This window comes from Halomonas sp. V046, assembly GCF_052645355.1.
The window spans coordinates 183,647-207,094 of record NZ_JBQXYF010000007.1; the positions used below are offsets into that span (position 1 = coordinate 183,647).

Sequence of the window (23,448 nt, forward strand, 5' to 3'; positions counted from 1 at the left end):
CATGAGCGGACATTCTCACGAAGAGCACAGCCACGGCAGCGTCAAGTCCTACGTGACTGGCCTGATTCTGTCCATCGTGTTGACCATCATTCCCTTCTGGGCGGTGATGAGCGGCTCTTTCGATACCGGTGCGACGGTGATCATCATCGTGGCCACCGCGGTGGCTCAGTTGCTGGTGCAGCTGGTGCTGTTCATGCACATGAGCACCAAGGCTGACGAAGGCTGGAACGTCATGTCGTTTGTCTTCACCGTGACGATTCTGGTTCTGGTCATCGGAGGTTCCCTGTGGATCATGCATCATCTTCATCTCAACACGATGATCGGCTGACGCCGGGTCGCATGATGATCAGGGACTACGTCACCATCACCAAGCCGGGCATCATCGGTGGCAATGTGATCTCGGTTCTGGGCGGCTACTTTCTGGCCGCCCAGGGCCAGTTCGACGCGCTGGTGTTCTTCTCGGCACTGCTGGGCCTTGCGCTGGTGATCGCTTCGGGCTGTGCCTTCAACAACGTCATCGATCAGGACATCGATGCGCTGATGGAGCGCACCCGTAACCGCCCACTGGTGCAGGGGCGGGTGAGCGAAGCGGCCACGCTGCGTTTCGCCACCCTGCTGGGGCTTGCCGGTTTCGGCCTGCTGGCGCTGGGAACCAACCTCCTGACGCTGGGGCTTGCCGCCTTCGGTTTCGTGATTTATGTGGTGGCGTACAGCCTCTACATGAAGCGTAACTCCGAGTTCGGCACCCTGGTCGGGAGCCTGTCGGGGGCGGTGCCGCCGGTGGTGGGGTATTGCGCGGTGACGGGCAGCTTCGACACCGGTGCGCTGACGCTGTTGATCATCTTCAGCCTGTGGCAAATGCCGCATTCCTACGCCATTGCCATCTTCCGCATGGATGACTATCGCGCCGCGAATATTCCGGTGCTGCCGGTGGTGCGCGGTATCGGCACGGCGAAGCACCACATTCTGGGCTATATCCTGGCGTTTATCGGTGCCACGCTATCGCTGAGCCTGGCCGGCTACGCCGGCCCCGGCTACTTCGTGGTCGCATTGGTGCTGGGAGTGTACTGGCTGTACATCGCGGCCAAGGGCTATCGCACGACAGACAACGTGCGCTGGGCGCGTCAGGTGTTCGGGATCTCGATCCTGACCATCACCGCGCTGAGCGTGATGATGTCGCTCGATGCGACCCTGATGCCGAGCAGCACGCCGCTGTGGACCTCGATGTACTAGGTCGCGCGACGCAAGAATGCAGCAAGAGACGATCATCCCTGATCGTCGTAACGCCGGGCCTCACGTGCCCGGCTTTTTTTATACATATACGCAGCCGGTATTGTGCCCACCGATGTAGGCCGGTGAACGCAATGGTTTCGTGCAGGAACAACGCACTGCCGGATGGGTAATGGACGAGCACGGGGCCTTGCCACAAGGCCCCATCGAGCCTTGTGTCCTGTGGCACGGAAGTTGTCCAGGAAGGGGGTTCTCGCCACATGGGTTTGCACTCTGCTGGCGTGTGCAATGCGCGCCGGTCCTGGTGAGGCTGGGCACGAAAGGCGCAGCGGCAGCACTGCCCGCTCGAAAGCACACGATGGGGTCCCGTTCATGTTCAAGGCCACATCGAACCAGCGGGAGCTGGTGTCGACCCGCTCCATTGTTCACTGCCGCTGGCCTCGCGCTGCGGCCCCCCTGGGCGAGGTGGTCACTTCAGTCGTCTGCCGTCGCCGAGCCATCCGAACCTTACCTGACGCTAATGTTGTACAGTTTGTGTATGAGTTATACGGTGAGTGCGGCAAAGCCAAAATTCGCATCTATACTGCGAGTTAAGGACAACAGGGGCGGCCCTGGTTGGTTTGCCTTATTTCAGCTTCAGCGGTAGCAGGAGGGAGTCAGTATGCTGACACACGTTTGGGGATTGATGGCCCACCCGAATCGCGAATGGAGCCAGATCAAGGAAGAGCGGGAGACACTCACTCACCTCTACGCGCACCATGTGCTGTTGCTTGCCGCCATCCCGGTGATCTGCTCGTACATTGGTACCACTCAGGTCGGCTGGCATCTGGGAAGTGGCACCAAGATTCAGCTGAGTTATCTCGATGCTCTCGGGGCAGGAATCGTGTTCTATCTGGTGATCCTGGCGGCGGTCTATGTCGTCGGCAAGGTCATCCGGTACATGGCCAAGCGCTATCCGAACCCTCCCAGCCAAAGTCAATGTGTCATCTTCGCCGGGTATGTCGCGACGCCGATGTTCCTGAGCGGCATCGTGGCGGTCTATCCGCTGATCTGGCTGTGCCTGCTGGCCGGTGTGCTGGGGCTTTGCTACACGGCGTATCTGCTGTATCTCGGCATTCCTTCCTTCCTTAACATCAGCAAGAAGGAAGGCTTCATCGTATCGAGCACCACCCTGGGGGTCGGCGTGCTGGTGCTCGAAGCGCTGCTCGGCCTGACCGTTCTGCTGTGGGGCTATGGCGAGCGCATCATCCTCTCTATTCTATCCTGATAGGCGGCGGCGAGAGGGCTGTCTGTCACCAGCGGCGCGTAGAAGCCTCCCCGTGACAAGATCTCCCATGACGGAAACACGACGGGCGACCCGGAAGGTCGCCCGTCGTGTTTCGCGTGTGCGCTGCTAGCCCGCATTTTTCTGTACGCATCTTCTCGTGGCTATGCGCGACCAACTTGGCGGTGACGAAGCCCTCGTGGCGAAGCGGTCGCGCGCTATGCGTCTAGGGCGAGGCGTCGAGGGCGCGCGCAGGCCGCGTTCATGGCCGGGGCGGGAGCCCGGCCTCAGGCCTTGGCCACCTGGGCCAGGGCCTTCTCCAGGTGCTCCACGCTGCGCTCGATGTGATGCAGCTTGTCGAGGCCGAACAGTCCGATGCGGAAGGTCTGGAAGTTATCGCCTTCGTCGCACATCAGCGGCACACCGGCGGCCACCTGTAGACCGGCCTGGGCGAACTTGCCGACCAAGCCAGGGTCGTCGTTGTAGCACACCACCACGCCGGGTGCCGCGAAGCCTTCGGCGGCAACGCTCTGGTAGCCGTGGGCCGCAAGGACTTCGCGCACACGGCGTCCCAGCGCCAGTTGCTCGTCCATGACCTTGTCGAAACCGTAAGCCTCGGTTTCCTTCATCACGTCACGCAGCTTGCGCAAGCCGTCGGTGGGCAGGGTGGCATGGTAGGCGTGACCACCTTGCTCGTAGGCTTCCATGATGGATAGCCACTTGCGCAAGTCGGCGGCGAAGCTCGAGCTGGTGGTTTCCTCGATAATCTCCCTGGCATGGGCCGAGAGCATCACCATGGCGCAGCAGGGGGAGCCGCTCCAGCCCTTCTGGGGGGCGCTGATGAGCAGATCGACGCCGGTCGCTGCCATGTCGACCCATAGGGTGCCCGAGGCGATGCAGTCCAGCACGACCAGGCCGCCGTGGGCGTGCACCGCATCGGCGACGCGACGAATGTAGTCATCGGGCAGGATCATGCCGGAGGAGGTCTCGACGTGGGGCATGAACACGATATCGGGCTGGGCGCGCTCGATGACCTTTTCGACATCCTCGATCGGGGCCGGGGCGAAGGGCGACTGCGGGTCGCTGTCGTCCAGGCGACGCGCCTTCTCGACGCAAAGCTCCGACGGAATCTTGCCCATTTCCAGAATCTGGTGCCAGCGATAGCTGAACCAGCCGTTGCGGATCACCAGGGCATTGCGATTCTGGGCGAACTGACGTGCTACCGCCTCCATGCCGAAGGTGCCGCTGCCGGGGACGATCACCGCGGAGTGAGCGTTGTAGACGCGCTTCAGCGTGGTCGATACATCGCGCATCACCGCCTGAAAGCTCTGCGACATGTGGTTCAGCGAGCGGTCGGTGTAGACCACCGAGTATTCCAGCAGGCCATCGGGGTCGACGTCGGTCAGCAAGCCGGGCATGGCGAGTTCCTTTTATTGGGGTGAAGCAGGCGCCGGCCTCGTCGGCACCAGGGTCTAGCAAGAATACGGTCTATTGTCGCGAGCGGCCAGCGAGGCGAAGGTCTGAGCCTTTCCCGTGGTGGCGAGCTACCGAGCCGGTCAGCCCTCGAGGCTCGCCGGGTGATCGATAGTGACGTCTTCGTTGTCGGGCAGGGCGCCGAGATTGATGCGCGCGATGGCCGCCGCGGCACGCTCCAGCGCCGGCAGACAGCTCAAGGCGCGCTCGCGATCCATGCGCATGACCGGTGCTTGAATGGCCAGGCCGACGTTGGAGACGCCTGTCGGATTGGGGGCCAGGACGGCGATGCACAAGAGCCCCGGCAGGAATTCCTCATCGTCGAAGGCGTAGCCGTTGTGCTTCACCGCCTCGATCTCGGCGTCGATGGCGTCGACGTCGACCAGGGTCTTGGGCGTGAAGGCCTCCAGGGGCATCTCGCTGAGCAGGCGACGACGTTGGGTGGCGCCCATCTGGGCCAGGAACAGCTTGCCGCTGGCCGAGCAGTGGGCCGGCACCCGAGAGCCCGGATGCAGATAGAAGCGCAGCGGGGCCTGGGTCTCGACGCGGTCGAGATACAGCACCTCGCTGCCGGAAAGGGCGGTGATGTTGCAGCTTTCCCCGACCTCGCGAACCAGTTCGCGCAGGACCGCGTGACGCGCGCCCTGAACGGTGTCGTTGAGCAATAGCGTCTCGGCCAGTCGCCGCAAGCGCGTGCCCTTGCTGTAGTGCCGGTTATCCGCCTCCCTTTGCAGCATGCCCGAGTTCTCGAGTTGCTGAAGCATACGATGCAGGGTGGGCTTGGGCATGCCGGTCTCCTCGACCAGGCTCTGCAACGTAAAGTACTGATCCTTTTCTGCGATCACCTCGAGCAGTCCCAGCAGGCGCTGGGCCGGGGTGTCTCCTTCGATACTCTTGGTGTCCAAGCGCGGTGTGGTCATGGCGTCGTCTCCCTGTGCGCTGAGTGTATCGATTCCTGAAAATAAGTCAATTTGTCCCGTTTTTTGAAATCTATGTTGACGGCGTCGACGCAGGCGGCTACATTTTGCTCAAGTTCCGCAAATCGGAACCTTGAGTATCAAAAATTGGTAAATTTTCGTCTGGCACCGCGAATGGCGCCTAGCGAATCATCGGCGGGAGGCGGGCCGCGCCAGACCTCGCTGAATGCACACCTAAAGTCCGCTCTTGTTCCGTGGAGGAGCCCATGAGTCACAACGACAACACCAACAACCGCCAGGTCGTGAAGGGTAAGCAAAAGATGACGCCCTCCGAGGCCTTCGTCGAAACCCTGGTCGCCAACGACGTGACCGACATGTTCGGCATCATGGGCTCGGCCTTCATGGACGCCATGGATATCTTCGCGCCGGCCGGCATTCGTCTGATCCCGGTGGTGCACGAGCAGGGCGCCGCCCACATGGCAGATGGCTATGCTCGTGTGTCCGGTCGCCATGGCGTGGTCATCGGCCAGAACGGCCCCGGCATCTCCAACTGCGTGACCGGCATCGCCGCGGCCTATTGGGCCCACAGCCCGGTGGTCATGATCACCCCGGAAACCGGCACCACCGGCATTGGCCTGGGCGGTTTCCAGGAGTGCAACCAGCTGCCGATGTTCCAGGAGTTCACCAAGTACCAGGGCCACGTGACCCATCCGTCGCGCATGGCCGAGTACACCGGTCGCTGCTTCGAGCGTGCCATGTCGGAGATCGGTCCGACCCAGCTGAACATTCCGCGTGACTACTTCTACGGCGAGATCGAGGCCGAGATTCCCGAGCCGCGCCGCATCGACCGCGGCCCGGGTGGCGCCCAGTCTCTGGACGAGGCCGCGGCATTGCTGGCCGAGGCCAAGTTCCCGGTGATCGTATCCGGTGGTGGCGTGGTCATGGCCGACGCCGTGGAAGAGTGCAAGGCCCTGGCCGAGCGCCTGGGCGCCCCGGTGGTGAATAGCTACCAGCACAACGACTCCTTCCCGGCCAGCCACCCGCAGTGGTGTGGCCCGCTGGGCTATCAAGGCTCCAAGGCCGGCATGAAGTTGATCGCACAGGCCGATGTGGTCCTGGCGCTGGGTACTCGCCTCGGGCCCTTCGGTACCCTGCCGCAGCACGGCATGGACTATTGGCCGAAGGACGCCAAGATCATCCAGGTCGACGCCGATCACAAGATGCTGGGCCTGGTGAAGAAGATCTCCGTGGGCATCTGTGGCGACGCCAAGGCCGCCGCCGTCGAACTCAGCCAGCGTCTGGAAAGCCGCAACCTGGTGTGCGATGCGACCAAGGACGAGCGTCTGGCCACGCTCAAGGCCGAGAAGGAGGCTTGGGAAGCGGAACTCGACGAGTGGACCCATGAGCGTGATCCGTTCTCGCTGGATGCCATCGACGAGGCCAAGGACGAGAAGCCGTTCTCTGGCGGTGAATATCTGCATCCGCGCCAGGTTCTGCGTGAGCTCGAGAAGGCCATGCCGGAAGACGTGATGGTGTCCACCGATATCGGCAACATCAACTCCGTGGCCCACAGCTATCTGCGCTTCGACAAGCCGCGCAGCTTCTTCGCCCCGATGAGCTTCGGCAACTGCGGCTACGCGCTGCCGACCATCATCGGCGCCAAGACCGCTGCGCCGCACCGCCCGGCCATCGCCTATGCCGGCGACGGCGCCTGGGGAATGAGCCTGATGGAAACCATGACCGCCGTGCGCCACGGCATCCCGGTCACCGCGGTGGTGTTCCACAACCGCCAGTGGGGCGCCGAGAAGAAGAACCAGGTCGACTTCTACAACCGCCGCTTCGTGGCCGGCGAGCTCGACAACGAGAGCTTCGCCGAGATCGGCCGCGCCATGGGCGCCGAGGGCATCACCGTGGATCGCCTCGAGGACGTCGGTCCGGCACTGAAGAAGGCGGTCGACATGCAGATGAACGAAGGCAAGACCTGCATTATCGAGATCATGTGTACCCGTGAGCTTGGCGACCCCTTCCGCCGCGACGCTCTCAAGAAGCCGGTGCGGATGCTGGAGAAGTACCAGGACTACGTGTAACGGCGGGAATTGCACGGTCAAGGCGCGGTGACTCCTGTCTGGCTTGCCGCGCCGACCCTTGTCCGGCACGACCTCTTGCCCTGGCCCTGTGCCAGGGTTTTTTTCGACGTCGACCGGCGACCATTGAGGGCGTCCCCCTGGGGCCGCGTCCGTTGGGAGTGTGAATCGATGAAAGCACTGAACCATGTCCGTGAGCTGGCCCGGGCCGAGCCGAAGCGGATCGTCTTGTGTGAAGGGGCCGATGCCCGGATCCTGGAGGCCGCGGCGCGAGCCACGGAGCAGGGCTACGCCACCATCATCCTGGTCGGTGATGGCGCCGAGCTCGCGCGTGCCGCCGATCTGGCCAATGTCTCTCTTGCGGCCATGACACTGGTCGACCCACAACGATCAGAGCTCGCGCCGCGCCTGGCTGAGCGCCTCTATGAATTGCGGCGGCACAAGGGCATGACCCGTGAAGAGGCCGCCACCGGCGTCGGCGATCCGCTGACGTTTGCTAACCTGATGGTCGCCGAGGGACTGGCCGATGGCAGCGTGGCGGGCGCGGTGCACACCACCGCCGACGTCGTGCGCTCGGCCATTCAACTGATCGGGCTGGCGCCCGGGGCTCGGCTGGTGTCGAGCTTCTTTCTGATGATGTTGTGCAAGCCGTTTCATAGCTTGAAGGGCGGCATGATCTTCTCCGACTGCGGTCTGGTAGTGGACCCTGACGCCGACCAGCTGGCCCAGATTGCTCTCGCCGCGGCCGCGAGTGCCGAGGCGTTGCTGGATGAACCGGCGCGGGTCGCCATGCTGTCATTCTCGACCAGCGGCAGCGCCCACCACGGTTCGGTGGACAAGGTGGTGGCGGCGGCGCGTCGGGTAAAGCGCGATCGCCCCGAGCTTGCCATCGACGAAGACGTGCAACTCGATGCGGCCATCGTCGCCGAGATCGCCGAGCGCAAGCTCCCGGAGTCCAGGGTCGGTGGCAAGGCCAACGTGCTGATCTTTCCCAACCTGGAGGCGGGGAACATCGGCTACAAGCTCGCCGAGCGGATCGGCGGCGCCGAGGCCATCGGCCCGTTGCTGCAAGGGCTCGCCAAGCCCGCCAACGACCTGTCGCGGGGCTGTAGCGTCGACGATATCGTCAACGTGATCACGGTAACGACGGTTCAGGCCCAGCGCCTGTCGGTCTGAATGTGTTACGGGTGGTGCGTCGAGGAGGGTCCCGCGGTGACGGTTTGATGTGGAGTCTCAGCGGGTGGACGCCAGGGGAGGCCATAGGCCGAGATATGTCCTCGATCGGGCGATGGCAGGTGGCAATCGGTGTCCAGCGGCGGCGCCGCGGCAAAGGAGTCATGGCATGGAAATGCTGAGTGCGGGGCTCGACGTCTGGGCGCTCGCGGGGGTGTTGATCATCGCGGCCTTGGCCAGTTACCTGCACACGGTGGCCGGCTTCGGTCTCGGCATGATCGTGATCGGCGCCGCCGGCGGCCTGGGGTTGGCCCCGGTGACGGTGCTGGCCGCCGTGGTCAGCCTGGTGACGATGGTCAACAGCGCCGTCGCGCTGCCCGGTGGCATCGCCGGCCTGGACAAGCGCCGGGTCGGGGCGCTGGCGCTTGGCATCGTGCCGTCGATCGCCGCGGGGGTGTGGTTGCTGTCCTGGCTCAGCGAGTCGGCAGAGACGCTGTTGACGCTGTTGCTGGGGGCCCTGGTGCTCTATGGCGGCCTGAGTGTCGGCATGAAGCCTCGCCCGCACGCTGCGGTGTCTGCGCCCTGGACCTTCGCCGCCTGGGGCGTCTTCACCGGCCTGTTGGGTGGCCTGTTCGGCATGCCCGGCCCACCGGCGATCTATCACTGCTATCGTCAGCCGCTGTCGCTCAACACCATTCGGCTGATGCTGATCCTGTGCTTCGCCATCACGTCCACGGCGCGCACCCTCTATGTGGGCCTTCAGGGCGGCCTGACCCCCGAGGTGTGGGGGCTGGCCGTGTGGGCGATGCCGGTGGTGGCGGTGGCGACCTGGATGGGACGGCGGTTTCCACCGCCGTGCTCGGCACCGACGATGCGCCGGGTGGCCATGCTGACCCTGGTCTTTATCGGTGGCGGTCTGCTGATCGACGCCGCCGGCTCGCTCATCTAGCAGCCTGACGGCGGTGGGCGTGGCTTGGTGCCTGTTCGCTCCCGCCGATACGGTCTTAGCCGCTTGGAGAGACACGATGGCGATACAAGGTGGCGTTCGCCACACCCAGCCCCCTCTTGGGGTGCTGTGTCTGGATTCGCGCTTTGCCAAACCCCTCGGGCATCTGCGCAATCCCCGTACCTTTGGCTATCCGGTGGTTTACGCCGTACTGGAGGGAGTGGACATTCCGCGTCTGCTCAAGGCGCCTGGTGATGATCTGCGTGAGCTCCTCGTTAATCGCGCCAGGCAACTCGAGGCCGACGGGGTGGCCGTGATAGCCGGCAGTTGCGGCTTCATGGCGCGCTATCAGCCAGAGGTGGCGTCTGCGGTGTCGATCCCCGTGGTGCTGTCCAGTCTGACCCTGTTGCCGTGGCTGGCCAGCGTGCACGGTGGGCTGGGGCGTGTCGGTGTGTTGACGGCGGACGCCGGTGCGCTCAAGCCCGCCCACTTCACCGGCGCGGGCTGGCAGGGTGAGCCACCGGTGGTGCAGGGGCTCGAGGACGGTGACGAGTTTCGTCAGGTGATCCTGGAAGGGCGCCGCGATGATCTTGATCTTGCCGCCATGGCTCATGAGCTTGCCCAGGCGACCCGACGGCTCAAGGCGCGAACGCCACTGGACGCGGTGGTGCTGGAATGCACCGACCTGAGCGCTTTCGCCGAGGTGGTGCGCCGAGAGGCGGGCTGCCCGGTCTACGATATCGTGCCCGCTCTCGAGCTGATCGTCCGGGCCGCAGCGGGCAAGGGACGATCTGGATTCGACCAGAACGTCACGGCCTAGGCGGTGTCAGGGGCAGAGCGGTGAGAGGGCGCGCCGGTGCCAGTCATCGAGTCCCTTCTCCAGGTAGGGGAGAAATCGCTGGCACTGGCGCGAGCTTGTGTGAAAACGCGAGGTAATCACGGCGATATCGAGGTCGATGGCGGGTGTGAAGGGCAGGATGGCCACGGCGCAGTCGCGGCGCATCAGAAAGTTCCAGGCGGAGACCGGGTCTACTAGGGCGTGGCCGATGCCGGCATTGACCAGGCTGATGGCGGAGGGAAACAGGTGGGTCTCGGCGGCGATCTGCCAGTCGGCGCCGGCTTGCCGCAGCGCCTGCTTCAACTTGAGCGTGCTCTGGTGGTGCTCATCCAAGGTGATCAAGGCCTTGCCGTCGAGATCCGCGGCGTCGACCTGGGCAAGACCTGCCAGCGGGCTATGGCACGGTACCGCCAGGTGCATGCGCAGGGCCAGGTGGCGGGCCTCGAGATCATGCAGGTCGTCCTGACGCTCGATCACCCCGACGTCGAACTGGCCCTCGGCCACCCAGTCACGAATCTTGCGCGAGCTGAAGGTCTGCAGCGACAGTCGGGTAGCGGGATAGTCGGCCAGGTAGTCGGCCATGATCCCGGGCATGGCGGTGGGCGAGAGTCCCGGCATGCAGCCCAGGATGAGCTTCCCCGCACGGCCCTGGCGCAGGCCATCGGCCAGTTCGTCCAGATGGGTCACCGAGGCCAGTACCTTGTCGACGCCCTCCATCAGATAGCGCGCTTCGGGGGTCAGCTCGGTGCCGTAGTTGTTGCGGCGAAACAGCAAGAACCCCACCTCCTGCTCGAGATTGGCGATGGCCGAGCTGACCGCCGGCTGGCTGAGCTCCAGGCGACGGGCGGCCTTCGACAGGCTGCCGGTGTGCACAACCTCGCGAAATATCTGAAGCTGGCGAAGCTGATGACGAACTTTCATGGGCGTTCCTCCGGCGTCCCACGCGTGTTGGTGGGTGCCTCTAAATTGTATTTATAGATTTATAGTTATCTCAAAGTTGTTCTTATGGCAATGACCACCGATGCTGAGATCACCCCAACAACCATAACGAGGGTAGTTCCATGAATCCGATCGACCTCGGCGGTCTGCTTCTCTATTTCGCGATACTGATCTACATCGGCTATCGCAGCGCCAAGAAGGTGTCCGACAGTTCGGACTTCGCGGTGGCTGGCAACAAGATCATCTGGCCGGTGCTATTCGCCACCCTGGCTGCGTCCTTTCTCGGCGGCGGTGCCTCCATGGGCCGCGCCGGCAAGTCGTTCGATGAAGGCTACGCTTTCATGTTCGCCGCCTCGGCCTTCCCGCTGGCCACCGTACTGGCGGGCCTGTTCATCGCCCCCAAGCTCAAGCGCTACGTCAATGCCCAGACCGTGGGCGACATCATGGCGCAGCACTTCGGCGCCAGCGCTCGGCTGTTCACCGGCATCTTCTCGCTGGTGTTCTGCATCGGCATCCTCGGCGCCCAGGCCCTGGCGGTGGGTACCGTGTTCCACGCGATCCTCGGTATCGAGGTCTCCACCGGGATCCTGATCGGCATGGCGGTGGTACTGCTGTACTCCACCGTGGGTGGCATGTGGGCGGTCATCCAGACCGACGTAGTGCAGTTTCTGATGCTGGCGGTGTTCCTGCCGGTGACCATGCTGATCGGCATCAATGACCTTGGCGGCCCTCAGGCGCTGGTGGAACGTCTGCCCGAGGGCCACTTCAGCCTGATGGGCGACTACTCGGTGGGCATGTTCCTGTCGATCTTCATCGCCTTTCTGCTCGGCGAGACCCTGGTCCCGCCCTACACCCAGCGTGCCCTGTCCGCGCCGGACTCGCGCCATGCCCGCATCGGCTATTCGGTGGCCGGCGGCTTCGGCTTCCTGTTCTATCTGGTCAGTGCCACCATCGGGTTGATCGCGCTGGTGCTCTATCCGACCATCTCGCCCGACCAGGCGATGCCTACCCTGATCCGTGACGCCTTGCCGGTGGGCATCACCGGGCTGGTGCTGGCCTCTCTGTTGGCCGTGGTCATGTCGACGGCGGATTCGTATCTCAACTCGGCGGCGGTGATCTTCGTCGGTGACATCTACAAGCCCTTCGTCGAGCCCGACGTCAGCGAGAAGAAGCGGCTGTGGATCGAGCGGCTGGTCAACCTGTTGATCGGTCTGGGCGCGGTGGTCTTCGCCCTCTACGCCACCTCGATCATTGATGCGCTGTTGCTCAGCTACGCCCTGTGGGCACCGACCATCCTGCTGCCGTTCGTGTTCGCGGTGTTGTTCGATCTGCGCTGCACCCGTTCGGCGGTCGCCGCCATGCTCGCCGGCGCCCTGGTGACCATCCTGTGGAAGTGGGGTCCCTTCGACCTGCAGGCAGCGACCGGGCTGACCGCCCTGATCGCCGGCGTCATCGCCAATGTGCTGGTGTTCGTGCTGGTCTACCGGCTGTTCCGTTCGGCCCCCGATGCCCCCGCTACCGCCAAGGCCCAGTAAAGGAGAATCCTATGACCCTGTACGCTCTTGCCCTGTATACCGTCAGCGCAGTCAGTATCCTCACTGCGGTGGGGGTGGGGATCGCCTCCTGGCGCTTCTACCGCGACAACTGAGCCCGCGACATCACCGATGACGCGACCGGCCCGAGGCTCGGGCCGGTCGCCATCGTCCAACAGGAGACACCGCATGAACACCATCGCCGTCGTGGGTGCCGGCATCGTCGGTCTGGCCGTGGCGAAGTCATTGGCTGGACGTGGCCACCGGGTACAGCTGCATGACCCGGGCCCGCCGGGGGAGGGCACCTCTTTCGGCAATGCCGGCCTGATCGCCAACTACGCCACTTCGCCCATGGCGAGTATCGACACCTTGAAGCAACTGCCCCGAGAACTCAGTCGGCGTGACGCCTCGCTGTCTGTCGACCCCCGATACCTGGCCCGCCTGGTGGGTTTCGGCCCGCGCTTTCTCAAGGCGGCAACACCGTCTTGCTTCGCCCGCCACAAGTCCGACCTGGTGGCCCTGATCCGTGATTCGGTCAAGGCGCAGCACAGGCTGCTCGAGTCGCTTCAGGCCCCCGATCTGTACGCCGACACCGGCTGTCTGCAGCTCGCCCGTCGGGGCGATCCCCTGGCAGTGACTCTGGAGGCGTCGGCTCGGGCCAAGCGCGCCGATGGCGTGGCGTGTCAGGCACTCGCGGTCGAGGAGGTGCGCGACCTGGAACCCGAACTCGACCGTGCGGAACTTGTCGGTGGCCTGTACTTTCCCGCGACACGCCACCTGAAGGACTCCCTGGCGGTGAGTCGAGCCCTGTGGCGGCGCCTGGAAGGCGATGGCGTAGCGCTGCATCACTCCCGCGTCGAGCGCCTGGTGCCGCTGGCTTCCGGGGGCTGGCGGCTGATCGACGAGGCCGGCGAGCATCAGGTCGACCAGCTTGTGTTGTGCGCCGGCATAGCCAACGACGGCCTCCTCCGGTCGCTCGGCGTGACGCTGCCGGTGGTCAGCGAGCGCGGCTACCATGTGCGCCTTGAAACACCGCTCGCGCTGTCGCGACCGGTGGGCTGGATGGCTCACCACTTCTACGCCACCCCCATGCACGGCGGCGTTCGCCTGGCCGGTACCACCGAGTTCACCGCACCCGACCGCGCCGCTGATCAGCGGCGCTGGGAACGCCTCCAGGGGTGGGGCGAGGCGCTGTTCGGGCGTTCGTTGAGCCTGGCGGAGCGCTGGATGGGGGTGCGCCACTCGACGCCGGATGGCCTGCCGGTGGTGGGGCGGGTGCCGGGTAGAGAAGGCCTCCTGGTGGCGTATGGCCACGGCCACCTCGGGCTGACCCAGTCGGCGCACACCGGAGAATTGATCGCCGCAATGATCGCCGGAGAAACGCTTCCTGACTATGCCCAGGCGTTATCGCCGCAGCGTTTCTAGGGCCTTCACTCAACGCCTCCGTCGGTGAGGCATCTGACTCGTCGTTGTCGCGATACGCGGCGGCCGGCGACGAATGACGCCGGCCCTGCGTTCCCTCGTGATGGCAGGTGCTGTCGTGTAGCTGCCGCTGTCCGCTGTTGGGTTGTCTCCCCGTCAAGGGCGGGTGAGGGGGATTTGTCCCGAGTTTCGAAGCCCGTTGTCGTAGTAGGTTATATATTAAAGCTGGCTCGTTATAAGCGGTGAGGCGTGGGCGTGAGTTTATTTTATTTATCGCATTGTGATAGGTCGTTTTAATGCTGGAGTATCTTTCTTTTGATATGTGAAAAGGTGGCGAAATGGGAGGGGGTGGTCCAATATGATGAGAGCGATTGCGGGTCGTTAAGTGCTTTTAGTATGAAAAACTCTGGTGGGGCGATTCGATTTTTTTGATGACTTGTGGTTTCTGTGGCAAGGGGTGTCTGGTAAGTCACGGTTTCCATTTCTGTCTGCTTTCTTCTTACGGGGTAAGTCCGGTAGCCGGATGAGGTGTCGCTGGTCCTGGGCACTTGAGGGCCGACTCTTCGCCCTGCGCGGCCGCAACGGTGTGTCGCTTAACTTTATGTTTTTTAATTAAGTGTATTAGAATTTGTTTTATTAGTGCGTGATCCGCTATCCACGATATAAACATTGTCGTGGTGGCGTCGGGTGGTCAATGACGATATTCGTAGGTGGTATCTGCGGTTGGTTAGAATCCACCAACCTAGAGGGCCGTTATCATGAACAGTGATCATGGGTGTGGGTGTGGGTGTGGGTGTGGCGAGCAGAGGGAGACGCTCGACGGTGACCTGATGGAGTTATTGAAAGAGCATCCGGAGTTGATGGACAAGTGCCACCGTTGGCTAGCGGAGGGCGCGCTAGACGACGCCGACGATAGGCCGGTAGATTCCCTCGCGGTTGGCCTGGGCCCGGACGGGGCGCCGGTCGTCGATGTGTCGCCGGACACCCGTCCATTGGCGCGAATTGCGCTGAGCAATGGCAATCAAATCGAGTTTATCGGCGTCAAGGGCGGCGACGACGAGACGGAGGTCGGCGTACGCGAAATCGGCGTCCCGGATAGACAGACCGGCGCCACCGTTCCGACCGAAGCCAGGCTGCCCGCCCTGGAGATGTATCTCAAGCTTGTGCCCAAGGATGCGCCGATTCCGGCCATGCTGCTCCAACTGGACCCGAAGACGGACAAGAAGGCCTTCAAGGCAAGGTCTGTCGAGGTCGTCGATGATGTCATTCCCGTCGACCTGGACGAGGCAGGCTTGGCCTCTCCCAGCGCTCGCATCGGTCCTTCCGGCGGCGGCGGACCCGGCCAGCAATACTGCGTTCCGGGCGATGGCTATAACCTGTTCAGAAACCACAACTGCGAGACGATCTCCATACCCAGCAACACCTGGTGGTGGTGCGACCACCAGGCCCATTACTACTTCAGGGATCGATGGACATCGAATCATAAACGTCGCTATTCCCTCGGGGTGACCACGGCGTGCCATGGGCCGGCGGCGACACAGCACTACTACAAGAATGCCTTCGGCAACTGGAAACATCGACATACCTGGCACCTGCCGTCTGGCTATTGGCAGTGGACGCGCTGGGAGGGGTCGTCGGTCATCAAACGGGACCGCTGGATCCAGCACCGCTGCGTGACCGGTGGCGGCGCGAGCTTTCTGCGTTGCGTCAGTTTTTTCTACACCTAACCGAGCGCCCGTCAGGCAGCTTAAGCATCAGCAAGAAGCGCCCGATAGGGTGGCGTATGGCCGGCGGGAAAGCACGCTCTGCGCTGGCTCGGCAGTTGGGTGACGGTCTGTCTGGCAGCAAATACAATACTGTGACAGGCTCAGTCAAACGCTGCGGGTTGTTAGGCTCTGGGGCGGTGAAACCTTGTTGCGAAGCGTATCGCCGGTTTGATCGAGAGCATCGCTGGTTTGATCGAGAGCCTCGCCGGTTTGATCGAGAGCCTCGGTCACGCTGAGGCGGTTGCGCTGCCTCGTTACCCGCTTGGCTACGTGAAGGGATGATGATGCCGACTGATGCACTGCGGACACCCGACGAGCGATTTTCGCTCCTGCCTGGGTTTCCCTATCCAGCGAACTACCTCGACGATCTGGAGGGGTTCGAGTCGCTGCGGATGGCCTATATCGATGAGGGTGAAAGGGCGGCCGAAACGACGGTCCTCTGCCTGCATGGGGAGCCGACCTGGAGCTACCTGTACCGCAAGATGATCCCCGAATTCACCGCGGCGGGGTGTCGGGTCGTGGCCCCCGACCTGTTCGGTTTCGGTCGCTCGGACAAGCCATTGGAGGAGGCGGTTTATACCTTCGATTTTCACCGAGATAGCCTGATCCGGCTGATCGAGCGCCTCGATCTGAGCAATATCCTGCTGGTCTGTCAGGACTGGGGGGGCATCCTGGGGCTTACCTTACCCATGGACATGCCCGAACGCTTTACTCGGCTGCTGGTGATGAATACCGCCCTTGGCGTCGGGGAACCCCTTTCTACGGGCTTGGTGAAGTGGCAGGGGTTTGCGGCTCGAGCCCCCGAGATTCCTGTCGCGGGGATGATCGCTACCGATGCGCTGGCTGCGGTTAATATTCTGGATGCCCTCGCCTATGACGCTCCCTTCCCGGATAACCGCTACAAGGCCGGTGTCAGGCGCTTTCCCCAGATGGTGCCGGTGAGCCCCGAGATGGACGGGGTAGCGCTGGGCCTGCGCGCCCGTCAGTACTGGTCTGGCGAATGGCAGGGGGAGAGTTTCATGGCCATCGGCATGCGCGATGGCGTGCTGGGGGAAGCCCCCATGGAGCACTTGCGCGGCATCATCAAGGGCTGCCCTGAACCCTTGAGGGTCCATGACGCCGGGCACTTTGTTCAGGAGTATGGGGCGGACATCGCGATAAGGGCGCTTGAGCACTTTGGCGTGAGGGCTGCCGGCCACGCGCCTTAGTGTGAGTTCGCGCCTTGCTAGGTTCTCGTGCCCCTATGTTCTCGTATCACTAGTTCTCGTATCCCTAGTTCTCGTATTCCCTAGGTTCGTATTCCCTAGGTTCGTATTCCCTAGGTTCGTATTCCCTAGGTTCGTAGCCTCTAGGTTCGTAGCCTCTAGGTTCTAGTAGTGGTGGCGCGCCACCAGCAGCTGGGCGATCTCCTCGGCCAGAGCGTTGTCGAGGGTCTGGGCCAGATCGACGATGCGGTGGCGGCGATAGTAAGGGCTCAGGTCGAGGCCCACCCCGAGGCCGGTGATCTCGATCTGTCCGGCGCCTGCCGGGCCGCGGCTATCGTAACGGTCGATGACGGCCTTCAAGTGGTTGTCGAGGTAGTAGCGGTCATTGGCAAGACTCGTTGCGCTATCCGATGGGCTGCCATCGGACAGCACCAGCAGCAGGCGGCGATTGACGTCGGCGCTGAGCAGCCGCTGGGCGGCCCACTCCACGGCTTCACCGTCGATCCCTTCCTTGTACAGATCTGCCTTGAGCAGGGCACCGAAGGCGCGCCTTGAGCGTCGCCACGGGCGGCGGGCGTCCTTGAACACCAGGTGGCGTGCTTCGTTTAGCCGCCCCGGGGCCTTGGGTCTGCCGGCCTTCTGCCAGTCGCGGTGGGCACGGCCGCCGTTCCAGGCGGCGGTGGTAAATCCCAGCACCTCGGTGGCCACACCCGCCATATCCAGCGCCCGAGTCAGTAGCTCCACCAGGGTGGCGATGGCTTCACCGTGGGCTTTCATCGAGCCCGAGCAGTCGATCAGCACGCATACTTGGGCATCGCTCACCGGGTGATAGCGCTCGCGCTGAAACACCCGTCTCTCCATGGGGGAGGAGATGACCTGGGCCAGACGGCGGCCGTCGATGATGCCGCTTTCCTCGCCGTGCTGCCAGCCGTCCCGATCGGGCTGCGACAGCGTGCGGCGAAACAGCCGAGCCAAACGGTGCACATTGATGCGCTGGGCGGCGATGCGTGCATCGAGACGCTCGCGGTACTCCTGTAGCAAGGCCTCACGCACCAGCGATGCGGCGTCGATCTCGCTGTCGTAGGCGGTGGTAAAGGCGCGGTAGCGCTGCTGTTGGTCGTGAAACAGTCGGCTGTGGCCACTTGGCGCCAGCGCGATCTCTTCGTCGAGCTCGTCATCGGCGTCGAGCAGCAGCGCCAGTCGGCGCTTCGGGTCTTCGCGTTCGTTGTCGCGCTCAGCGCTGGCCTCGAGTCCTTCGAGCTGGTCGCCTACCCAGTCGGCGATACCGCGGGCGTGCACCTGATAAGCACTCTGGTCTTGGCGATGGCGGCGCAGGCCGGCCAGGTCGTGGCCGAGCACCGGCACGATGTTGGCTCGGGTGGCCTCGAGCAGGTCCTCGAACTCTTCGCTCACCGGCCTTGCCATCAGGCGTGACCAGCAGATCTGGATCACGCAGAACAACACAAGGCCGAGGGCGGATTCGGTCATCTGGGTGTGGTGGAACGCCAGCGACCAGCGACTGAAACGCTCGCGGACGTTACGTGCCATGCCGGGCATGTCGCTATCGATGCATGACTCGACGCGCAACTGTTCGAGCAGATCGTAGATCAGCCTCGCTTCCGGCGCCTCGGGCCGGCGCTGCTCGTGCAGGGCATCATCGCTCCCGCCCACGCGCAGGGCGAGGGCATCGGTGACGCCGCGATAGTCCGCCGCGGCGAGGCAGTCATCGCCGAGGCGCAGGTGAGGCGCCCGCAGCGCCACCGCCCGGGAGCCATGGTGCAGGCGCCGGCGCCGGTAGTGCCAGTCGGGGTCGCCGGCCAGGGCCCTGAGGGTTGCCGCTTCCAGCTCCTCGACATACTGCTGGCGCCGGCGCTCGGCAAGGCTGGGCGAGGTTGACGAGGGCGGTATCACTGGTCAGGGGCCTCGTCGATCACCGACTCGCTGAGTTCGGCATCGAAGCAGCGCTGGTAAAACTCGGCGACCAGGGGCCGTTCGTGCTCGTCGCACTTGTTGAGAAACGACAGGCGAAAGGCCAGGGCCGGATCGCGAAAGATCTCGCAGTTCTCGGCCCAGGTGATCACGGTGCGTGGTGACATCAAGGTCGACAGGTCGCCGTTGGCGAAGCCTCGACGGGTCAACTCGGCCACCGCCACCATGGCATCGACATGCCGTCTGCCGCGTTCGTTGTCCTTGCTTGGCACCCGGGCCAGGACGATCTTCACTTCCTCGTCGCGGGGCAGGTAGTCGAGCTTGGCGACGATGTTCCAGCGGTCCACCTGGGCATGGTTGAGCAGCTGGGTGCCCTGGTAGAGCCCATCCTGATTGCCGAGTCCCAGGGTATTGGCGGTGGCGAACAAACGGAACATCGGATGGGGCACGATCACGCGGTTCTGATCGAGCAGGGTGAAGCGGCCATCACGCTCGAGGATACGCTGGATGACGAACATCACGTCCGGGCGGCCGGCGTCGTACTCATCGAAGACCAAGGCCACCGGCCGGGTCAGCGACCAGGGCACGATGCCTTCCTGGAACTCGGTGACCTGAACGCCGTCGCGGATGACGATGGCATCCTTGCCGACCAGGTCCAGGCGGCTGACATGGCCGTCGAGATTGACGCGCAGGCACGGCCAGTTGAGGCGCGCGGCGACCTGCTCGATGTGGGTCGACTTGCCGGTGCCGTGCAGGCCCTGAACCATGACCCGCCGGTTGCGGGTGAAGCCGGCCAGGATCGCCAGGGTCACGTCGGGATTGAAGCGATAGGCCGTATCGATATCCGGTACGTGATCGTCACGCTGGTTGAACACCGGGACCTGCAGGTCCGAGTCGATGCCGAACAGCTCCCTGGCACTTCTCATGTGCTGATCAAGGGGCGCGTCATCGAGCGGGGCGGGGCGGTCGGCCATGGCGATCTTCCTCGGCAGGAATGGGAGAAGGGCTGGAAGCCAGCCTGGGCGAGGCCTTCGGGGCGCAGGCCTGGGGCTGGGTCACAGCGTCTTGTCTGGGACAGCAGTGGCGGCGGACGGTCTCGACAAGCCGGCGAAGAGCATCGAGGCGCGACTGGCCAAGCTGTGGGATGACTATAGCCGTGTTTCTTAAAATAATGCAAATTGTATCGAAAAACGAGATTTTATTCTTAGTGGGGAGCGAACAGGGCCAGCACCAGCACCCTGGACGTCGTCGGTTCGATGATCGCCTGGCCGAAGCCGGCGTACGATCGACGGCCAGTGGCCACGCAATGTCTGGTCCAACGACTGGCGGCAAACTGGTGCTAAAGGGGGAGAGGACGCGGGGCGTAGTCTCGGGATGAGCCGCTCGGGGCAGCAGGGTTGCCCTCGAACCTGACGCTCGGCACCACCGTCATTAAGTGCGAGGGTGCGCCGAGTGCGCGGATTCCACCGATATGGCCAGCAACCATCACAAGACAAGCTCCACGGAGACCTACCATGAGCCAGCCCGACGCCAAGTTTCTCGAAGCCTTCGCTGACGCCTTGAACCGCCACGATATCGATGCCGTGATGGCAATGATGACCGACGACTGCGAGTTTCATGCCGTCGGCGGTCCTGAGTTGCTGGGCAAGAGCTTCATCGGCCAGGAGGCCGTGCGTGCCGGTCTGCGTGCCGCCTGGGAAAATGCGCCAGACGCCGAGTGGGTCGACGGCGTGCACCAGGTCATCGGCGATCGGGGTTACTCGGAAAGCACCTATCGCGGTACCACCGCCGACGGCATGCGCTCCGAGGCCCGCATGATCGATGCCTTCACCTTCCGTGACGGCAAGATTGCGGTGAAGAATGCCTTTCGCAAGCAGCGCCCCGCGACACCGGTTCGCGGCGACTGACGCGCGCGGTAGATCGCAGCGCCTGACCCTCAAGCATGAATCGGCAGCAGGTGTCAGTGGCATAGGCCAACGACACAGACGCCGATTCATCGCTTGGGTTTCTACCGGCTTGCCGAGGAGCATCACCATGATGGACCTGCAGACCCCTACGGACACGAGCAAACGCGAAGCCGGCCAGTGCACGCCGGCGAGGGCCCCCTATGATCCGGCCTATGATCCGCTGACGGCGGCCCATGCAGGTACCGGCAGCGACTATGCGCCGACCTACTGGATCGCGACTGCCGGCGAGCCGCCGGCGGATGATGGTCCGATCGTCGCCGACACCGACGCCGATGTGGTGATCATCGGCTCGGGCTTCACCGGGTTGACCGCGGCGATCTTTCTCGCCGAGCAGTACGGGATCAAGGCCACGGTGCTCGAGGCCAATCGAGTCAGTTGGGGCTGCAGTTCTCGTAATGGTGGCCAGGCCCAGTGCGCCTCGGGGCGCCTCAAGCGCTCCCAGTGGATCGAGCGTTATGGGCTTCAGACCGCGCTCAAGCTGCATCGTGAGTGCGTCGAGGGAATGCAGACATTCAAGTCGCTGATTCGCGATATCGACTGCGAGCCACAGCCCGGCGGTCATCTGTATATTGCCCATCGGCCGAGGGTCATGCCGAGCCTTGAGAAGGAAGCGCGGCTTCTGCGCGATACCTTCGACTACGATGCGCAGATGATTGATGGTGATACGGTGCGTCGCGAGTGGGTCGGCGACGCCGAAGCCGCCGGCGCCATGCACGAGCCCGAAGGGATCGGGATTCATGCCGCCAAGCTGGCCTTCGGCTACCACAGAAAAGCGCGTGCGCTTGGCGTCAAGGTACACCCGGCAAGCCCGGTGCTGGGCTGGGAAACCCGTGGCGGGGTGCACTACCTGCGCACGCCCGGAGGCACGGTCAAGGCGCGCTCGGTCGGCATCGCCACCGGCGGGTACATCACCGGTCAGCTGCACACCCACTTGAAGAATCGCCTGCTGCCGATCCTGTCCAACTCGATCGTGACGCGTCCGCTCACCGAGTCAGAGATCGCGGCGACCAACTTTCGTACCACCCAGGTGCTGACCGATACCCGCATCCTGCGTCACTACTATCGGTTGCTGCCCGACAACCGGGTGCAGATCGGCAGTCGCAGCGCCATCACCGGACGTGACGCGCCTAAGGATCGCTACCGCGACCAGCTGATCGGCGACCTGGCGCGTAAATTTCCGGCCCTCAAGGGCATCGAGATCGACTACTCCTGGTGGGGCTGGGTCGATGTCAGTCACGACATGATGCCGCGGATCCATCAACCGGACCCGAAGGAAAGCGTCTACTACGCGCTCGGCTACGGCGGCAACGGGGTGATGTACTCGGCTCAGGCCGGCAAGCGCCTGGCTCAGTGGATCGCCGGGGAAGGCGCGAGCCTGGATCTGCCAATCTTCACCTCGAAGCTGCCCTTCCCGAACCTGAGAGAAAAGGTCGAATCCTCGGCCTTCGCCCCGTTCCGCCGCAGCGGCCAGCGCTTTCTCTATCGCTGGTACGCGTACAAGGACGAGCGTCCTTGACGCCGCCTGACGTAACGCGGCTACCACCAGGCTACTGACGTCGGCGCATGAACCAGCCCGGGTGCTAGCCGTTCAACCAGCCCTTGATCCCAGGCCCCATGGTCACGCCGTGGGGCGCTGGTGTTGGCATCGCCCCAGGCCGTGCCTTCGGCGCCCCGCGCATCGTGGTCACACCTCCGGTCTCGAGCCCTCGCTGGCGTCCTTGGTGACCGTTGAGAACAGGGCTTACACCATTCCCTTGAGGCTGGTCAGAAACGCTTCCTGAACCGCGGAGAGCGGCTGATCCTTCCACGCCACCTCGGTGACGAGGCTGGCGTTGACGTCCTCCAGCGGCAGCAGGCGTACCCCCTTGCGCACGTAGTTGTGGGCGCACTCCAGATGCACGGTGACGCCGAAGTCCGAGGCAACGAAGCCAAATACGCCTTCGCTATTGAAGGCTTCCTGGGCCACCCGGGGCAGAAAGCCGGCCTCGACGCAGAGCGCGTCAAGGCGCCGCCTGAAGTGCTGCCACATGTCGCGATTGCCGAGGATGAATGGCTCGGTGGCCAATTCCGCCAGGGCGATGCTGCTGCGGCCGGCAAGGCGGTGGCGCTCGCTGACCACGGCAATGAACCGGTCCTCCTGGATGGGCAAGGACATGATGCCCGGTGTCAGGTTGGGGCCGGTGATAAAGCCGATATCGAGGCGATCTTCCGTGAGTTCCTGGAGCTGTTGGGCGGTGGAGCCGAAGTGCATGTCAAACTGGACGTCGGGATAGAGCAGGCGAAATCCTTCGAGGATCTTGGGCAGGCCACCGGTGATGGCGAAGTCGGTATAGCCGACGCTCAGGCGTCCGATTTCGCCCCGCCCCGCGCGTTGGGTCCGCGTCACCGCGTCGTCGACCTGGCGCAGAATCACATAGCACTCCTCGAGGAACACCTCCCCGGGAACAGTGAGCTGAACTTGCCGATTGTTGCGCATGAGCAGCGCTTCGCCGATCGCGTCTTCGAGCTGAACGATGGTTCGGCTCAGTGCCGGCTGGGCGACATTCAGGCGTTCCGCGGCGCGTCGAAAGTGCAAGAGTTCGGCGACGGCGACATAGGCCCTGAGATGGCGAAGATCGATACGCATTGATGCTTGCTCGGTATCACATAAAAGATAATTGATATTATACAGGCAATACTACGCGGCTTAGCCTGAATTCGTATCAACGCGCTATGTCCGCCAGGACCGCGTTGACGACGCCGCAAATGACACCCAACAAGACA

19 protein-coding genes are annotated in these 23,448 nt (G+C 63.6%); 13 read left to right on the forward strand and 6 right to left on the reverse strand.

Features of this window, described 5'->3' with window-relative positions; genetic code table 11:
• The first annotated feature begins 1 nt into the window (after nt 1).
• The 3 genes from cyoD (at nt 2) to ACUN9Y_RS11370 (ending at nt 2,497) form a co-directional block, all read left to right on the forward strand.
• Nucleotides 2-328 (forward strand): cytochrome o ubiquinol oxidase subunit IV, encoded by a 327-nt coding sequence (cyoD, locus tag ACUN9Y_RS11360; protein WP_445460829.1) that lies wholly within the window; start codon nt 2-4, stop codon nt 326-328.
• 11 nt (nt 329-339) lie between these two features.
• Nucleotides 340-1,233, forward strand: a complete 894-nt coding sequence (gene cyoE / locus ACUN9Y_RS11365; RefSeq protein ID WP_445460830.1) for a heme o synthase — start codon at nt 340-342, stop codon at nt 1,231-1,233.
• A 658-nt stretch (nt 1,234-1,891) separates the two neighbouring features.
• Nucleotides 1,892-2,497, forward strand: a complete 606-nt coding sequence (locus tag ACUN9Y_RS11370) for a Yip1 family protein (RefSeq protein ID WP_445460831.1) — start codon at nt 1,892-1,894, stop codon at nt 2,495-2,497.
• Nucleotides 2,498-2,781: 284 nt separating this feature from the next.
• Here ACUN9Y_RS11370 and ACUN9Y_RS11375 read toward each other — a convergent pair whose 3' ends face one another.
• Nucleotides 2,782-3,912, reverse strand: a complete 1,131-nt coding sequence (locus ACUN9Y_RS11375; RefSeq protein WP_445460832.1) for an aminotransferase class V-fold PLP-dependent enzyme — start codon at nt 3,910-3,912, stop codon at nt 2,782-2,784.
• A 138-nt stretch (nt 3,913-4,050) separates the two neighbouring features.
• Nucleotides 4,051-4,887 (reverse strand): IclR family transcriptional regulator, encoded by an 837-nt coding sequence (locus ACUN9Y_RS11380; protein ID WP_445460833.1) that lies wholly within the window; start codon nt 4,885-4,887, stop codon nt 4,051-4,053.
• Nucleotides 4,888-5,150: 263 nt separating this feature from the next.
• On the opposite strand from ACUN9Y_RS11380, the gene xsc reads away from it, so the two are divergent.
• The 4 genes from xsc to ACUN9Y_RS11400 all read left to right on the forward strand — a co-directional run bounded on the left by xsc (nt 5,151) and on the right by ACUN9Y_RS11400 (nt 9,907).
• On the forward strand, nt 5,151-6,971 hold the full coding sequence (gene xsc, locus ACUN9Y_RS11385) for a sulfoacetaldehyde acetyltransferase (protein WP_445460834.1): 1,821 nt from the start codon (nt 5,151-5,153) through the stop codon (nt 6,969-6,971).
• A gap of 168 nt (nt 6,972-7,139) precedes the next feature.
• Entirely contained in the window at nt 7,140-8,144 is a 1,005-nt protein-coding gene (gene pta, locus ACUN9Y_RS11390; RefSeq protein WP_445460835.1) for a phosphate acetyltransferase, read from the forward strand.
• 166 nt (nt 8,145-8,310) lie between these two features.
• The gene (locus tag ACUN9Y_RS11395) at nt 8,311-9,090 is read left to right on the forward strand and encodes a TSUP family transporter (protein ID WP_445460836.1); all 780 of its coding nucleotides are present in this window, start codon (nt 8,311-8,313) and stop codon (nt 9,088-9,090) included.
• Nucleotides 9,091-9,166: 76 nt separating this feature from the next.
• Nucleotides 9,167-9,907, forward strand: coding sequence for a hypothetical protein (locus ACUN9Y_RS11400; RefSeq protein WP_445460837.1), 741 nt, complete (start codon nt 9,167-9,169; stop codon nt 9,905-9,907).
• 6 nt (nt 9,908-9,913) lie between these two features.
• On the opposite strand, the gene ACUN9Y_RS11405 is transcribed toward ACUN9Y_RS11400, so the two are convergent.
• The gene (locus tag ACUN9Y_RS11405) at nt 9,914-10,846 is read right to left on the reverse strand and encodes a LysR family transcriptional regulator (RefSeq protein ID WP_445460838.1); all 933 of its coding nucleotides are present in this window, start codon (nt 10,844-10,846) and stop codon (nt 9,914-9,916) included.
• A 140-nt stretch (nt 10,847-10,986) separates the two neighbouring features.
• Here ACUN9Y_RS11405 and ACUN9Y_RS11410 point away from each other — a divergent pair, with 140 nt between their 5' ends.
• The 4 genes from ACUN9Y_RS11410 to ACUN9Y_RS11425 all read left to right on the forward strand — a co-directional run bounded on the left by ACUN9Y_RS11410 (nt 10,987) and on the right by ACUN9Y_RS11425 (nt 16,792).
• On the forward strand, nt 10,987-12,399 hold the full coding sequence (locus ACUN9Y_RS11410) for a sodium:solute symporter family protein (RefSeq protein ID WP_445460839.1): 1,413 nt from the start codon (nt 10,987-10,989) through the stop codon (nt 12,397-12,399).
• A 186-nt stretch (nt 12,400-12,585) separates the two neighbouring features.
• Complete coding sequence (locus tag ACUN9Y_RS11415; RefSeq protein WP_445460840.1) at nt 12,586-13,821, forward strand: NAD(P)/FAD-dependent oxidoreductase; 1,236 nt, start codon at nt 12,586-12,588, stop codon at nt 13,819-13,821.
• Nucleotides 13,822-14,648: 827 nt separating this feature from the next.
• Nucleotides 14,649-15,545: a hypothetical protein gene (locus ACUN9Y_RS11420; RefSeq protein ID WP_445460841.1), complete on the forward strand. Its 897-nt coding sequence runs from the start codon at nt 14,649-14,651 to the stop codon at nt 15,543-15,545.
• A 317-nt stretch (nt 15,546-15,862) separates the two neighbouring features.
• Complete coding sequence (locus ACUN9Y_RS11425) at nt 15,863-16,792, forward strand: haloalkane dehalogenase (RefSeq protein ID WP_445460842.1); 930 nt, start codon at nt 15,863-15,865, stop codon at nt 16,790-16,792.
• Nucleotides 16,793-16,954: 162 nt separating this feature from the next.
• On the opposite strand, the gene ACUN9Y_RS11430 is transcribed toward ACUN9Y_RS11425, so the two are convergent.
• Together ACUN9Y_RS11430 and ACUN9Y_RS11435 are read right to left on the reverse strand one after the other, a co-directional pair.
• Nucleotides 16,955-18,700 (reverse strand): cobaltochelatase CobT-related protein, encoded by a 1,746-nt coding sequence (locus tag ACUN9Y_RS11430; protein WP_445460843.1) that lies wholly within the window; start codon nt 18,698-18,700, stop codon nt 16,955-16,957.
• Nucleotides 18,697-19,692, reverse strand: coding sequence for an AAA family ATPase (locus ACUN9Y_RS11435; protein ID WP_445460844.1), 996 nt, complete (start codon nt 19,690-19,692; stop codon nt 18,697-18,699). Before ACUN9Y_RS11435 ends, ACUN9Y_RS11430 begins: the two co-directional genes overlap by 4 nt.
• 540 nt (nt 19,693-20,232) lie before the next feature.
• Between ACUN9Y_RS11435 and ACUN9Y_RS11440 the strand changes: the two genes are divergently transcribed.
• On the forward strand, nt 20,233-20,625 hold the full coding sequence (locus ACUN9Y_RS11440) for a nuclear transport factor 2 family protein (RefSeq protein WP_445460845.1): 393 nt from the start codon (nt 20,233-20,235) through the stop codon (nt 20,623-20,625).
• Between the two features lie 127 nt (nt 20,626-20,752).
• A complete protein-coding gene (locus ACUN9Y_RS11445; RefSeq protein ID WP_445460846.1) occupies nt 20,753-22,201 on the forward strand; it encodes an NAD(P)/FAD-dependent oxidoreductase in 1,449 nt (482 codons plus the stop codon).
• A 225-nt stretch (nt 22,202-22,426) separates the two neighbouring features.
• Here ACUN9Y_RS11445 and ACUN9Y_RS11450 read toward each other — a convergent pair whose 3' ends face one another.
• On the reverse strand, nt 22,427-23,311 hold the full coding sequence (locus ACUN9Y_RS11450; protein ID WP_445460847.1) for a LysR substrate-binding domain-containing protein: 885 nt from the start codon (nt 23,309-23,311) through the stop codon (nt 22,427-22,429).
• Nucleotides 23,312-23,448: the final 137 nt, after the last annotated feature.